This window comes from Fusicatenibacter sp. (assembly GCF_977045365.1).
Genome location: NZ_CDRRUH010000012.1, coordinates 1 through 13,002, shown reverse-complemented (window position 1 = coordinate 13,002; position 13,002 = coordinate 1). Strand labels below are relative to the sequence as shown.

The following is a 13,002-nucleotide window of genomic DNA, read 5'->3' as shown; positions in this document are numbered from 1 at the left end:
TGGGCCCATGTCATCTTCTATCTTGCTTTTCTTTTCTGTTTTTCCTGTCGCTTTTTTCTGAAATCTTACAACTTTTCTGAAATTAAGAAAAACCATCAAAAACCATCATTGCCCTATTCCGAAAAATATGCTATTCTATATTTATATATATTTATGAATCTTCAGCTATTTAGAAAAACGAGGTGAACATTTTGCTGAAAACGAACGAGTCCGCAGAAAATTATCTGGAAACCATTTTAGTCTTAAGTCAGAAAAAACCCGTTGTACGCGGTGTTGATATTGCAGAAGAACTTGGCTTTAAAAAATCAAGTGTCAGCGTTGCCATGAAAAACTTAAGAGAAAAAGAGCAGATCCGCGTAACGCCGGAAGGCTATATCTACCTGACCGACAGCGGACGCGCGATCGCAGAGATGATCTATGAGCGCCACCAGCTCCTCTCCCGCGGCCTGATGAGCCTTGGTGTTGATGAGCAGACCGCCACGGAAGATGCCTGCCGCATCGAGCATGTCATCAGCCAGGAAAGCTTTGAGGCGATCAAACGTCATCTGCACATGACTGCCGAAAAATAAGCATGACAAAGAAAATGCTGCCGGAGTTCTCTTCTCTCCGACAGCGTTTCTCTTTCCGCCCGAAAGTCTCCCATTTTTTTGCCGGAGCCTTTCGGGTTTTCTTTTTACAGCATAAAAGTATACGTTCCGCTTCCCAGTTCCACGGTATCCGCCGGATCATCCGTGTTTTTAAACAGGGTTGCCGTTGTATTGACCGGAATCGTAACCTGATACTCTATTTTGTCACCTTTCCGCTCCCATCCGGCAGAAATCACGCCGTACGGGCTGTCTACGGAACCTTTCATAAACTCGAGCGGGCCCGGCTGCGGTTTCAGCAGAATGTGCTGATAACCCGGTTTTGTCTCGTCTCTCCGGATACCAAGTCCCGTGTGATACAGCCAGGAAAGAACGCTTCCGAGAGAATAATGATTGAACGAGTTCATCGCATTCTGTCCGCCGAAGCCTTTTTCCTTCGTGTAGGAATCCCAGTGCTCCCAGATCGTCGTCGCTCCCTGGGTCACCGGATACAGCCACGACGGGAATGCCGTCTGCAGCATCATCTTCCAGGCATCCTCCACAGCGCCCTGCTCGGTCAGCATCTGGTTCAGAATACCCGTTCCAAAGAATCCCGTTCCGACCGTATGGCCGATCGCTCTCGTCTTTCGGATCAGATGCTCTCCTGTTCTCTTTCTGTCTTCTGCCACGCCATAAGACAGTGCAATTGCATACGAGCACTGCGTATCACACAGCGTTCCGTCCGCATTGCAGGTCTTTCCGGAATCCGGAAGTACAAATGTCTCATTCCAGAATTTCTTCACCTTCGCAGCAAGCGCCTCATACTGATGCTGCTCCTCTGTTCTTCCGAGCGCACCGGCAATCCGGCTCATCAGATCGGCTTCTTTATAATAGAATGCATTCCATAAAAGCAGCAGATCCGTCTCTTCCGGTGCCAGCCAGTCGCCAAGCGGTCCGATCGCCGGATTTACCTTCGTTCCCGGCAGACCCTTATCCTTCATATAGTCCATATATTTCTGCATGCCAGGATAAAATTTCTCCAGTGTGCGGATATCCCCATACTGCTCATACAGCTCCCACGCCATAAAAATACTCGCACACTCATACGTAATGCCGCCGAATCCGCCGCCCACCGGTGCAATCTCCGGGTACTGGCCTTCCGGTGTCTGCAGATCACGCATCGCCTGCAGGTTCCGCTCATAGAATTTCTTCAGGCTGCTGTTGTTGAGCGCCGTATGGCAGAAAATATGCGTATCGCCCGCCCAGCCCATGCGCTCATTTCTCTGCGGGCAGTCGGTCGGAATGTTGATAAAGTTGCATTTCTGTGACCAGGAAACATTCTCGGCAAACCGGTTCAGCAGTTTATGGCTGCTCGTAAGGCTTCCATGGAATTCCATCACAGAAGAATACTGAAGACTCTCTACTTCTTCCAGCTCCGGCGCATGCTCCACACCGCTGATCTCAATATATCGGTAGCCGTGGAAGGTAAACTTCGGCTGGAACACCTCTTCCCCGCCGCGGCAGATATAAACATCCGTACTCGTCGCATCCCGGTAATTTTCCAGCATCATCGTGCCTTCTTTTCCGGCATACTCCGGCAGATCCGGATAAAGCACCTCCGCATAGCGGATGATGATCTTTGTGCCCGCCTTCTCATGCAGTGTAATCCGCGGTACACCGGCCATCTCCTGTTCCAGATCGTAGAGATACACACCCGGGAACAGCTCTTTTCTCGTCTTTGCCGTTCTCCGATCCACAATCCGCACCGGCGCATCGTACTCACCGATATATTCCGGCTTCTGCTCATGAACCGCCGGCCAGGACCGTCCAAAGCCCGGCATCGTGCAGAACTCTTCGATCATGACGGTATCCACAACAACCGGTTTTTCCCATGTGCTGTCATCAAACTCCGGCAGAGAATACGTTTCGTAAACTTCCGCCCGGCGTGCATCGTACTGCTCTCCTGCAAAATAGCTGGAAAACAGATAAGGACCTTCACCGAAATATTTCCAGTCCTTCGTATTCGTTCCAAAGACCTCGCGGCTTCCATCCTCGTACGTCATGACAATCTTGGCAAGCAGACTCTCCTTGTCTCCAAAGTAATTGAAATTCTTCACCACAAAGGTCTGTGCCTCGCTCCACCAGCCTGATGCCAGCGTCACGCCGATTCCGTTCCGTCCCGGTTTCATCAGCCCTGTGATATCGTATGTCTGATAGTTCATTCTGTGGTCATACTGTGTCAGTCCCGGACGCAGCAGATCTTCCGTGATCTCCTGTCCGTTGATCCGGCAGTCATAGATGCCTCTCGCGGTGACATAAAGACGTGCCGATGCCAGCTTTTTCTCCTCCTGGCAGAAAAAACACGACCGCAGCATCGGAATCGAATGATGGGACGGATCTGCTGTGACCTGGCTGTTTTCTACTTTAAAGCAGCCGCTTTCCACCGGAATCTGATCCGCAAAGATACTTTTTCCCCCATCCAGCCGTCCTTCCGGCGTCTCACGAACAATTTCCGCGGATGGTTTTCTTACATTTCTTACCGTCAGGTTCTTAAAATAACCCGTCGTCTCTTTTCCTGCATAAAATCCAATCTCATTCAGTCTCGGATACGGCAGTACATCGTTGTTTCCTCTCGGATTCAACTGGCGGCCTGATACTTTCGTTCCAAAAAATCCATGCTCCTCAATGGCATCCACGAGGATGCCGTCGACATAGGCGTATGCCACATTTCCGTCAACCTGTACAGTCAGCTTATGAAAAGCATCCGCATTCTCCGGTGTCAGAATTTCCTGTGTTTTTTCGTTCCAGTTGACCAGTTCTGTAACGGCAAATGGCTTTTCTGCTGTATCCTCCGGTGCATAGCCCACGCGGTAAATCTCAAGGCGTGTATCTCCATCCTCAAGGCACACAGCATAACGGATATAGTTCTCCCCTTCCATGCCGAGTTCATTTTTCGTATGATCGTTCAGACGGAAGTCATTGGCTCCAAAGACGATACCCGCTTCTCCCTTCCCGCCTTCCATCCTAAATTCACTCTCGATCGTAAAGACACCGCGGTTTTCCGCGCATACCGTCGCATGCGGTGCGCCGATCCACTCAGCTCCCTCCCATGCTGCATACGAAGAATCCATAAGGCCTGTCTCGAAGGAACTTTCTGCTTCTGCTTTTCCGCCGTGGTTATCCCACACCTCTGCCTTTACTTCATATTTTGTGCAGGGCTGCAGTGCTTCTCCTTCATACACAATCCCCGTCGATACACCGGTTTCCATTTTTCCGCTGTCCCACACCGTACTTTCTCCGGTGCGCACAACAATCTGGCATGCGCTCTGCAGTAAATTCTGTTCTCCCTCTTCTGCTGTCAGCAGCCAGGAAAATGCCGGCTTTTTCTCATCCAGCCCGATCGGCGCCATCTGGTCTTCGATCAGAATTCTCTCTATCTTCATTTGGTAACCTCCCATTGCAAGTTTTGCCTTCTTTGCTGATTGTATTATACCGTCCCGCATCCATTTCTGTTAAGATCAGTTTTTGTCCAAAAAAGCGTCTTTATTTGCATCTTTTCCGGTGCTATAATAAAGAAAATTACGAAAGAGAGGTACACTCACATGAAAGTATTATTAATCAACGGAAGTCCTCATGCCAAAGGCAGCACCTACACTGCCCTGCACGAAATGGAAAAAGTCTTTACAGAAAACGGCATTGAAGCGGAAATCGTACATATTGGAAATAAAGATATCCGCGGTTGTGTTGCCTGCGGCGCCTGTTCCAAGCTCGGTAAATGTGCTTTTTCCGATATGGTAAATGAGGTTGCTCCGAAATTTGAAGAGGCAGACGGTCTTGTTGTCGGAAGCCCGGTTTATTATGCATCTGCAAATGCAACACTTATTGCTTTTCTTGACCGGCTGTTCTACAGCACACACTTTGACAAGACCATGAAAGTCGGCGCTTCGGTTGTCTCTGCACGCCGCGGCGGTCTTTCCGCTACCTTTGATGAGCTGAACAAATATTTCACCATCGCCGGCATGCCGGTTGCCTCCAGTCAGTACTGGAACAGTATCCATGGAAACAATGCCGACGAAGCACAGCAGGATCTCGAAGGACTGCAGATCATGCGAACCCTTGCACGGAACATGAGTTTCTTGATGAAGAGCATTCAACTCGGAAAAGAAGCCTATGGCCTTCCGGAAAAAGAACCACGTGTCGGCACAAACTTTATCCGCTGATCAAAAACTGCCAGCTCCCCCAAAAAACAAGAGGGGAAAGCTGGCAGTTTTTGATCTGATCTTTTTTGTCGGGAAGCTGACAATTTTTTGTTCTGATCTCCGCAGAACCTGATGCAGATATCTTTTGATGTAAGAAACACAAAAAAGTCTGCTTTTGCAGACTTTTTCTAAAGCGACCCGGATCGGGATCGAACCGACGACCTCCGCCGTGACAGGGCGGCGCTCTAACCAGCTGAGCCACCGGGCCAGATATAAAGTAGAATATAAAATTGAGTGGACCTTCGGGGACTCGAACCCGGGACCGACCGGTTATGAGCCGGTTGCTCTAACCAACTGAGCTAAAGGTCCAAAGAGCCGATGATCGGACTCGAACCGATAACCTGCTGATTACAAATCAGCTGCTCTGCCAATTGAGCCACATCGGCATACATAACAAATATTTTATATTCAGTGACTCCGACGGGAATCGAACCCGTGTTACCGCCGTGAAAGGGCGATGTCTTAACCGCTTGACCACGGAGCCATATTCTACACTGTGTTTAAGATCTCAGCGACAATTAAGATTCTAACATATCTTCTTTTATTTTGCAAGCACTTTTTGAAAGTTTTTTCATTTTTTCTTTTTGTCAGACAACAATGAAAACTTTTCTTCCCGACGACTGCGTTTCCATTATTTCAATAAAATTCCAGCCTCTGTTTTCGCACTCACAGAGGCTGGAGATTTCCTTGCTTACACGCAATCGCTTATTCTTTTACTGCTCCAATTACCATACCTGTTACAAAATATTTCTGCAGAAATGGATAAATTACCAGCAATGGAATCGTTGAAACCACAATCTTTGCTGCATTAAACGTACGGTTATTCATAGATGCAAGCTGTTTTAACTGGTTTGCATCTGTGATCTGTGTCAGATCTACCGTCAGCTGCTGAATATAGGTTTGAAGTGGATACATCTCTGCCTTGCTCATATAAATCAGACCTGAGAAGTAATCATTCCAGTGATTTACAATGGCAAACAGTGCTACCGTCGCAAGAGCCGGAAGAGAAACCGGAAGATAGATTTTCAGAAGGACAGTCAAAGGACCTGCTCCGTCAATCCGTGCCGCCTCATCCAGAGAATCCGGTACTCCTTTAAAAAAGTTAATCAGCAGGATAACATTAAATACCGGAACTGCACCAGGAAGCACCAAAGACCAGATTGTATTGGTCAGATGCAGTTTGCTGACTACCATAAACAGAGGAATAATACCGCCGCTGAACAGCATTGCAAAGATTACAATTTTCATGTAAACCTCTCTTGCCCGGAAACGATGTCTGCTTTTTGACAGCGGATATGCCATGGAAATCGTAAATACCATATTGATAAAAGTACCAAGCACCACACGTTCTACTGAAATAAGAAAAGATTTCCAGAACTGTGCATCTCCCAGCAGTTTTTTGTAAGCAGATGTATTAAAATCAACCGGCAAAAGTCCTACTTTATTAGCAGAAACCGCATTGCTTCCACTGAAAGAAATAGCAACCATGTTGATTAATGGAAGAAGACAACTTAACGTCAACAGAATCACGACTGCCCAGATAATGATTCTGGAAATCAGTTTTCCCGGTTTTATTTTTTTCGTCATATCGCAAAACTCCCCTTACTAGAAAATTCCTGATCCGGTGGCTTTCTTCGCACACTTATTGGCACTCAGAATCAAGATAAAGCTGATGACAGACTTGAGCAGACCAACAGCTGCACCAATACTGTACTGACGTTCTACCATACCAATCCGGTAAACATAAGTATCAATAATGTCTGCTGTCTCATAAACGATCGGATTATAAAGGTTGAAAATCTGGTCAAAGCCTGCATTCAGGATGTTTCCAAGATTCAATGCTGTCATCAGCACCATCGTCGGCATTAATGCCGGCAGTGTAATATGAATCGTCTGTTTCCAACGGTTTGCTCCATCAATGGATGCTGCCTCATAAAGACCTGGATCAATGCTGGTCAGCGCAGCCAGATAGACAACGGAATTATATCCAAATTCCTTCCATACATCGGTTCCTACAATAACCTTCCGGAACCAGTGATTGTCTGCCAGAAACTGGATCGGCGAACCTCCAACCGCCTGAATTACCGCATTGAATGGACCTTCCAGGGAGAACATATTGGTAATGACCGTTGCCAGTACAACCCAGGAAAGGAAATGCGGCAGATATACGATGGTCTGAAATGTTTTTTTGAAAAATCTTGCCCGGATTTCATTTAAAAGGACAGCAAATGTAACCGGAACAATAATGTTCAGCACTAATTTTGCAAACGCAATAATTAATGTATTTAAGAATACCTGACGACTATCCGGAAGACTGAAAATAAACTTAAAGTTCTCCAATCCAACCCATTTTGATCCCAGCAGTCCTTTGGCCGGTACATAATTTTCAAATGCCATCATAGATCCAACCAGTGGTGCAAATACAAAAATGGCGAGAATGATCATTCCTGGAAGAATCATCAGGTGAAGCGCCTTTTCTTCCGTTCCCATGCGGCGTTTTTGTTTTTTTACCGCCGCTGCGCTGGTCTGACTCATAAATTAAGCCTCCTATTTCACTTGCAAGCGGCACAACCGATCTGTTGCCCGGACTGTGCCGCAAGAAATTGTTTCGTTTTTTTGATTATCTTTTGGGATTATTTCTTAATCATTTAATTGCTTCGTTTACTTCTTCTGTAATTCCTTCTCCTCCGGCATTATTCCAGTCTTCTACGAACTGATCGAAAGAATCCAGATCTGCTTCTCCTACAATGATTTTAAGAATCGCCTGCATCTCAATTTTTTCCAGAGAAGCCCACTTGGTTTTCATGGATTCCGTTGTCTCAAAGAAGGACGGCGTTACAAAGTTTGCCGGTTCATCAATCATTCTCTGCATGGAAACAATACGGGACATATACTGGGAATAATCTGCGGAATCCGCTTTCTGTCCGGCTGCCTCTGCTTCTTCAAATCTCTGTGCAGCTTCCAGATATCCCTGTTCCTCTGTAGTCAGGGTAGATTCATCTGCACTTCCGTCCATCACCGCTTTTACATGCTCTGTCATCAGTTCCGCATTATTACCTGGCTGAACTTCACAATACAGCGGCCAGTTAAAGTAAGCAATGGACTGATTTTCCAGAACTTCTTTGGAAGCATCACTCTTATCCTGTTTGGAATATTCCGAGTTTACATTTACAATTTTCATTGCAACTTCCGGATGCTCATATCCTTTTCTTACAACGACAAATCCCGCGTAGGATTTTGTATTAATTGCATTGATTTTTCCGTCAGATCCGGTCGGGCAGGAAAGATTGATCCATTCTGCATCATCTGTAGCGTAAGTAGATGTCTGTGCTGTATTAAATGGAGACCACCATGGTCCGATATAAGCACCACACTGTCCACTGGAAATCAGAGCAACAATATCATCGTATGTTCTAGTTGTAAACTGTTTATCCAGAAGTCCTTCCTCATACCAATCATGCATTAAAGAAAGTGCATCTTTCATTTCTGGCTGTACAGAACCATAAACAGCTTTTCCATCATCATCTGTAATCCATACATTTGGGTACGCTCCCATTGCCGTAAAAATATTGTCTACGGCAAATGTATTGTTCGGATAGCTTCCGTATACTTCCGAATGTACTGCAAGTCCTACAGTATCTGCCTGACCGTCTCCATCCGGATCCTCGTTAATGAATGCACGCAGAAGATCTGCCAGATCATCCAGTGTTTTCGGCTCTTCCATCCCAAGCTTATCCATCCAGTCCTTTCTCACCCAGAGGAAATCCTGTCCGTCGCTCAGCTGAGTTTTTGGAATTGCCATGATTTTTCCATCAAAGGTTACGGTATTCAGCGGATTATTGTCGCCATAGCTCTCGTATGCCTCTTTTACCGTATCGCATGCCAGATTGTTGTAAATATCTGTCATGTCTTCAACCATATCATTTTCTACCAGATCCACAAGTGTTGCATAATCGCTGACATACATAATGTCAGGAATGTCCTGGCTTGCAATTGCCATGGAAACCTTCTGGTCATAATCTGGTCCTGTTACTGCTTCAAACTGGTTCTCATTCTGGACATTCAGAACCTCTTTTAAATAACGGGTATATGCGTTATCTTCGGTTGTATCATTTTCATAGGCCGTTCCTTTTAAGGTATCGGCTCCTTGATTTGTCAGGTTATATCCGGTTGTATAGGTTACTGTTTCCGGATACTTTCCATAAGGATCATTTTCCGCCTCGTCCCATGCTGCTTTCTCTTCCTCTGTCATATTCGCCTGGCTGTCTTTCTCTCCACCGCATCCTGCAAGCATAGAAGCTGCCATAATACCTGCCATGAAAAGACAGAAATATTTCTTTTTCATCTTAGATCTCCCTTCCTAATCTCTTTTTTTAATAGTCCGGATACCTTTCTGTTATGTCTTCCATCTTCCTGTCTTTCCCTGTTATCAGGCATCCGTATTCGCAATGCGCATCACTTTTCTTGTATTTAGGATATCAAAAATCAGGAAAAACGGATATATCAAAAAACCGGAATTCATATCACTATCCCGTTTTTTTCATGTCTATATTTGACATCTTTTCTCGAAATCGTTATACTTTTCTATAAGGATTTCGGCAAATCTTTCTAAAATCCACCGGATTTCTTTTTTCTTTTGGAAATTTTTCTCATTTTACTGTAATGCCGCAATCTTGACATATTTTGCTGTAGTACGATTTATGGAGGTTTTTATGTACAGGATATTAATTACCGATGATGAAAAAACAGAACGCGACTGTATACGCTTTCTGATTCAGCAGACCCAGCTGCCTCTGGAAATTCAAGAAGCCGAGGATGGTCTTTCTGCTCTGCATATTCTGAAAGACTGGCCAGCAGATATTCTTTTTACCGATGTGCAGATGCCCGTTATGGATGGTCTGGAACTGATCCACACGGCTCTTTCTCTTTTGCCAAATCTGAAACCTGTTATTTTCAGCGGTTATGCAGATTTTGAATATGCACGCACTGCGATTAAGCTTGGTGTGGAAAACTATATTTTAAAACCAGTTGTTCCTGATGAGCTTTTCAAGACCTTAACCTCGCTGATTCAGCAGCTGGATCAGGAACAGAATCAGAAAGAACGTCTTTCCATCCGCCAGTCTTTTCTGCTTCAGCATGGTCTACAGCAGGCAATTTCCGGAACTTTGGACACTTTTCAAGCAGATCCTTATATCCTGGAACAGATCCCGGCTTTTCAGTTCATGATTCTGCTCGATTTTCCTGGCTCTTTTCTGGAAAATAATTATTCTTCCTTTTATGATACATTAAGGAAAGATCTTTTTCCCGGAATGGAGTCTTTAAATCCGGCCCCCGGTCAGGCTCTTCTATTTCTCAGACAATCGTCTGATGATTTGGCTCTCCTGACACGAAAGCTTTACCGTTTTATTCAGAATCATTTCAAAACCGCCTGTTATCTCGCAGCCAGTTTTCCGCTCCAGCAATATTCTTCTTTAAAAGAAGCATTTTCCGCTCTGGAACAACAGATGGAACAACGTTTTTGGGTACCTGATGAACCAATCTTTCTACCCTCTCATGATCCAGAACCTATGCCACAGCCAGAGCAGGTGGATGACAATCAGCAGCTGGGACTGATTCGTCAGGCTCTCTCTTCTGTCAATCCCGACAAATTGCAGCAGAGCCTCGATCTCCTTTTTGCCAAATACCGTCTCCCTGCCAATCAGTCACAGATTTATGTTAAATTTTTCTTTTCCAGTCTGTTGACAACGCTTTACCCATATCTGCCTTCCCAAACACCAGATGGTACTCCGACGCCTACATTGGATGAATTAATTTCTTCTCTCTATCTTCAGCGTAATATCGAGAACATCATTGCTCAGATTCAATCCTGTTGTGACAGAATCAAAGAAACCTTTGCGGTTACGCAGACTGGTGTCCGAAAAGAGGTTCTGATGCTAGAACATTATATTGCACAAAATTACGGAAAAGATCTTTCCATTGAACATCTTGCCTCTGTTGTTTATCTGACACCGGATTATCTGAGTCGACTTTTTAAAAAAGCAACTGGCAAAAGCCTCTCGCAGTATATCCGTCAATTCCGCATGGAAAAAGCGCGCGAACTCCTTCTTGGCAGTGAAAAAAAGGTCATACAGATTGGATCAGAAGTTGGCTATCCAAACTATTCTTATTTCTGCCAGAGTTTCCGTGAATATTTCGGAAATTCTCCGGAAAAATACCGACAGGAGAATGGACAATGAAAAAAATATTACTACATTTTCAAAACCTGACCTACCGTAGAAAATTAATTTGGGCCTGGATTTTGGTCAGCCTCCTTCCCCTTAGCATTATGGGAATTTTCTGCTGCTATCAAACGATCCATCTGCTGCAGAAACAAGAACTTTCCTCTATGAATTCCGCACTGAACACGGTTTCCAACACACTGGACAGCCAACTCGAATTATATTATGAACTGATCACATACCTTGCCAGTTCCGATGAAATCGTAAGTACTCCTTTTCTGAATTCTTCTTCTCTTTATGACACGTATGATCACCTGAATTATCATTTTGATGTTTTTCTGAAAGGGATCTATACGCAGCATCCGGAAATTGAGCAGATTACTCTTTATAATGCGGTTTCTGACCTTTCTCATGGCCAGCAACTGCGCCCAATAGCTGATTTGAAACAGTATTCCTGGTACGATGAGGATAGCGTTACTCCTCATCCCTCCTGGTATTTGAATGATGATGGGACTCTCTGGGTCATTCAGCAGATTCCAAACCCTTTCATTAAATACATTCAGTCTTATTCCAAGAACTGTATTGCAATTAAAATATCACCGCACAGATTTTTTCAATCGCTCGAGGATATTTCTACCGATTATCATCTTCAAATTTCCAGTGCATCGCAGATTTTATATGATGTTACTTCAGATTCTGTTTCCAATATTTCTCATGATCCAGCAGTCTGGACAACTTTATCTGGCAAAACACAGCAACAGGGATGGAAAATTCTTCTTGAAAAACCAACACAGATGGTTTTTGCTTCCATTCATCAGATGGCATATATTATTATCGGTATCATTTTTATTTGTATTATACTGATTGTTCTTGCAAGCGGGATCCTCTCTTCGTTTTTTGTCCGCCGGATCAATCATCTGCACGAACAGATGCAAGAGGTAAAAAAAGGAAATTTTTCCATTACCATTCATGACAGCTGCCATGATGAAATCGGCGAATTAACGGAAAATTTTCATGATATGGTTGAAAAAATTAACCGACTGATTCAACAGGATTATCTGAATAAAATCCAGCTGAAAGAAACTCAGTTAAAAGCACTGCAGGCCCAAATTAATCCGCACTTTCTCTATAACTGCCTTTCCTTGATCAACAGCAAGGCAATTATAAACCAGCAGCCGGAAATCAGTCAGATGTCTCAGCTTCTTTCAATCTTTTACCGGACCACCCTCAATAAAGGAAAATCTGAAACAACGCTGGAAAACGAAATTAAAAATGTGCAGTCCTACATTGATATTCAGCTGCTTCTGCATGATCAGGCTTTTGATGTGATTTATCAGATTGATCCAGCTCTTCCAAACATTAAGGTTCCAAATCTTCTTTTACAGCCTTTAGTAGAAAATTCCATTATTCATGGTATTCTGCCAAACAAAGTCAGACGTGGAAAACTCTTTCTTTCTATTACAAAGGTGCAACAGCAGATTTTAATTTCTGTCCTGGATAACGGTCTGGGCATCCCGGACGAACAATTGCAGCAATTGCTTACTACTGATTCCGGAGGTTATGGCCTTAAGAATGTCAATGAGCGGATTCACCTTTCCTATGGTGATGGATATGGACTTACCATCAACAGTATTTGCGGCGAAAGTACGATGATTACATTCTGCCTCCCTATTTCTTGACAGCATCAGACATAAGATTTCATAAAAAAGTTCACAATGTGGAATAAAAAAAGAGGGATTCCCCTCTTTTTTTATTCATACACACTCATATAGACACAGCATCCAACATTTTTTCGTTTCCTGCAATGTAACGAAAAGACCTGCAAGAAAATCTTACAGGTCTCATTCACTCCCCGAGTTGGGCTCGAACCAACAACCCTTCGGTTAACAGCCGAATGCTCTACCATTGAGCTATCGAGGATTATTTAATTGAAGATATTTGATATACCTTCAAAACCGCATA

The 13,002-nt window shown here is 44.4% G+C and carries 8 protein-coding genes and 5 tRNA genes; 4 read left to right on the top strand and 9 right to left on the bottom strand.

Going from position 1 to position 13,002, the window contains the following annotated elements; genetic code table 11:
* Nucleotides 1-194: 194 nt before the first annotated feature.
* A complete protein-coding gene (locus ACY2VW_RS04470) occupies nt 195-569 on the top strand; it encodes a metal-dependent transcriptional regulator (protein WP_055221737.1) in 375 nt (124 codons plus the stop codon).
* Between the two features lie 104 nt (nt 570-673).
* On the opposite strand, the gene ACY2VW_RS04465 is transcribed toward ACY2VW_RS04470, so the two are convergent.
* On the bottom strand, nt 674-4,006 hold the full coding sequence (locus tag ACY2VW_RS04465) for a family 78 glycoside hydrolase catalytic domain (RefSeq protein WP_461877200.1): 3,333 nt from the start codon (nt 4,004-4,006) through the stop codon (nt 674-676).
* 159 nt (nt 4,007-4,165) lie between these two features.
* Here ACY2VW_RS04465 and ACY2VW_RS04460 point away from each other — a divergent pair, with 159 nt between their 5' ends.
* A complete protein-coding gene (locus ACY2VW_RS04460) occupies nt 4,166-4,783 on the top strand; it encodes a flavodoxin family protein (RefSeq protein ID WP_461877199.1) in 618 nt (205 codons plus the stop codon).
* 173 nt (nt 4,784-4,956) lie between these two features.
* Here ACY2VW_RS04460 and ACY2VW_RS04455 read toward each other — a convergent pair.
* The 7 genes from ACY2VW_RS04455 to ACY2VW_RS04425 form a co-directional block, all read right to left on the bottom strand.
* Nucleotides 4,957-5,030 (bottom strand) — tRNA-Asp (locus ACY2VW_RS04455).
* A 27-nt stretch (nt 5,031-5,057) separates the two neighbouring features.
* Nucleotides 5,058-5,131, bottom strand: a tRNA-Ile gene (locus ACY2VW_RS04450).
* 4 nt (nt 5,132-5,135) lie between these two features.
* Nucleotides 5,136-5,208 (bottom strand) — tRNA-Thr (locus ACY2VW_RS04445).
* A 26-nt stretch (nt 5,209-5,234) separates the two neighbouring features.
* A tRNA-Glu gene (locus ACY2VW_RS04440) sits at nt 5,235-5,306 on the bottom strand.
* Nucleotides 5,307-5,527: 221 nt separating this feature from the next.
* Nucleotides 5,528-6,409 carry a carbohydrate ABC transporter permease gene (locus tag ACY2VW_RS04435; protein WP_461877198.1) on the bottom strand — a complete coding sequence of 294 codons (882 nt, stop codon included), beginning with the start codon at nt 6,407-6,409 and terminating at the stop codon, nt 5,528-5,530.
* 18 nt (nt 6,410-6,427) lie between these two features.
* Nucleotides 6,428-7,357: an ABC transporter permease gene (locus ACY2VW_RS04430; RefSeq protein WP_461877197.1), complete on the bottom strand. Its 930-nt coding sequence runs from the start codon at nt 7,355-7,357 to the stop codon at nt 6,428-6,430.
* Nucleotides 7,358-7,466: 109 nt separating this feature from the next.
* A complete protein-coding gene (locus ACY2VW_RS04425; protein WP_461877196.1) occupies nt 7,467-9,167 on the bottom strand; it encodes an extracellular solute-binding protein in 1,701 nt (566 codons plus the stop codon).
* A gap of 367 nt (nt 9,168-9,534) precedes the next feature.
* On the opposite strand from ACY2VW_RS04425, the gene ACY2VW_RS04420 reads away from it, so the two are divergent.
* Both ACY2VW_RS04420 and ACY2VW_RS04415 read left to right on the top strand, forming a co-directional pair.
* Nucleotides 9,535-11,058, top strand: a complete 1,524-nt coding sequence (locus ACY2VW_RS04420; RefSeq protein ID WP_461877195.1) for a response regulator transcription factor — start codon at nt 9,535-9,537, stop codon at nt 11,056-11,058.
* Nucleotides 11,055-12,719: a sensor histidine kinase gene (locus ACY2VW_RS04415; RefSeq protein WP_461877194.1), complete on the top strand. Its 1,665-nt coding sequence runs from the start codon at nt 11,055-11,057 to the stop codon at nt 12,717-12,719. The genes ACY2VW_RS04420 and ACY2VW_RS04415 overlap by 4 nt, the downstream gene beginning before the upstream one ends.
* 169 nt (nt 12,720-12,888) lie before the next feature.
* Here ACY2VW_RS04415 and ACY2VW_RS04410 read toward each other — a convergent pair.
* Nucleotides 12,889-12,960: transfer RNA gene (locus ACY2VW_RS04410), tRNA-Asn, on the bottom strand.
* Nucleotides 12,961-13,002: the final 42 nt, after the last annotated feature.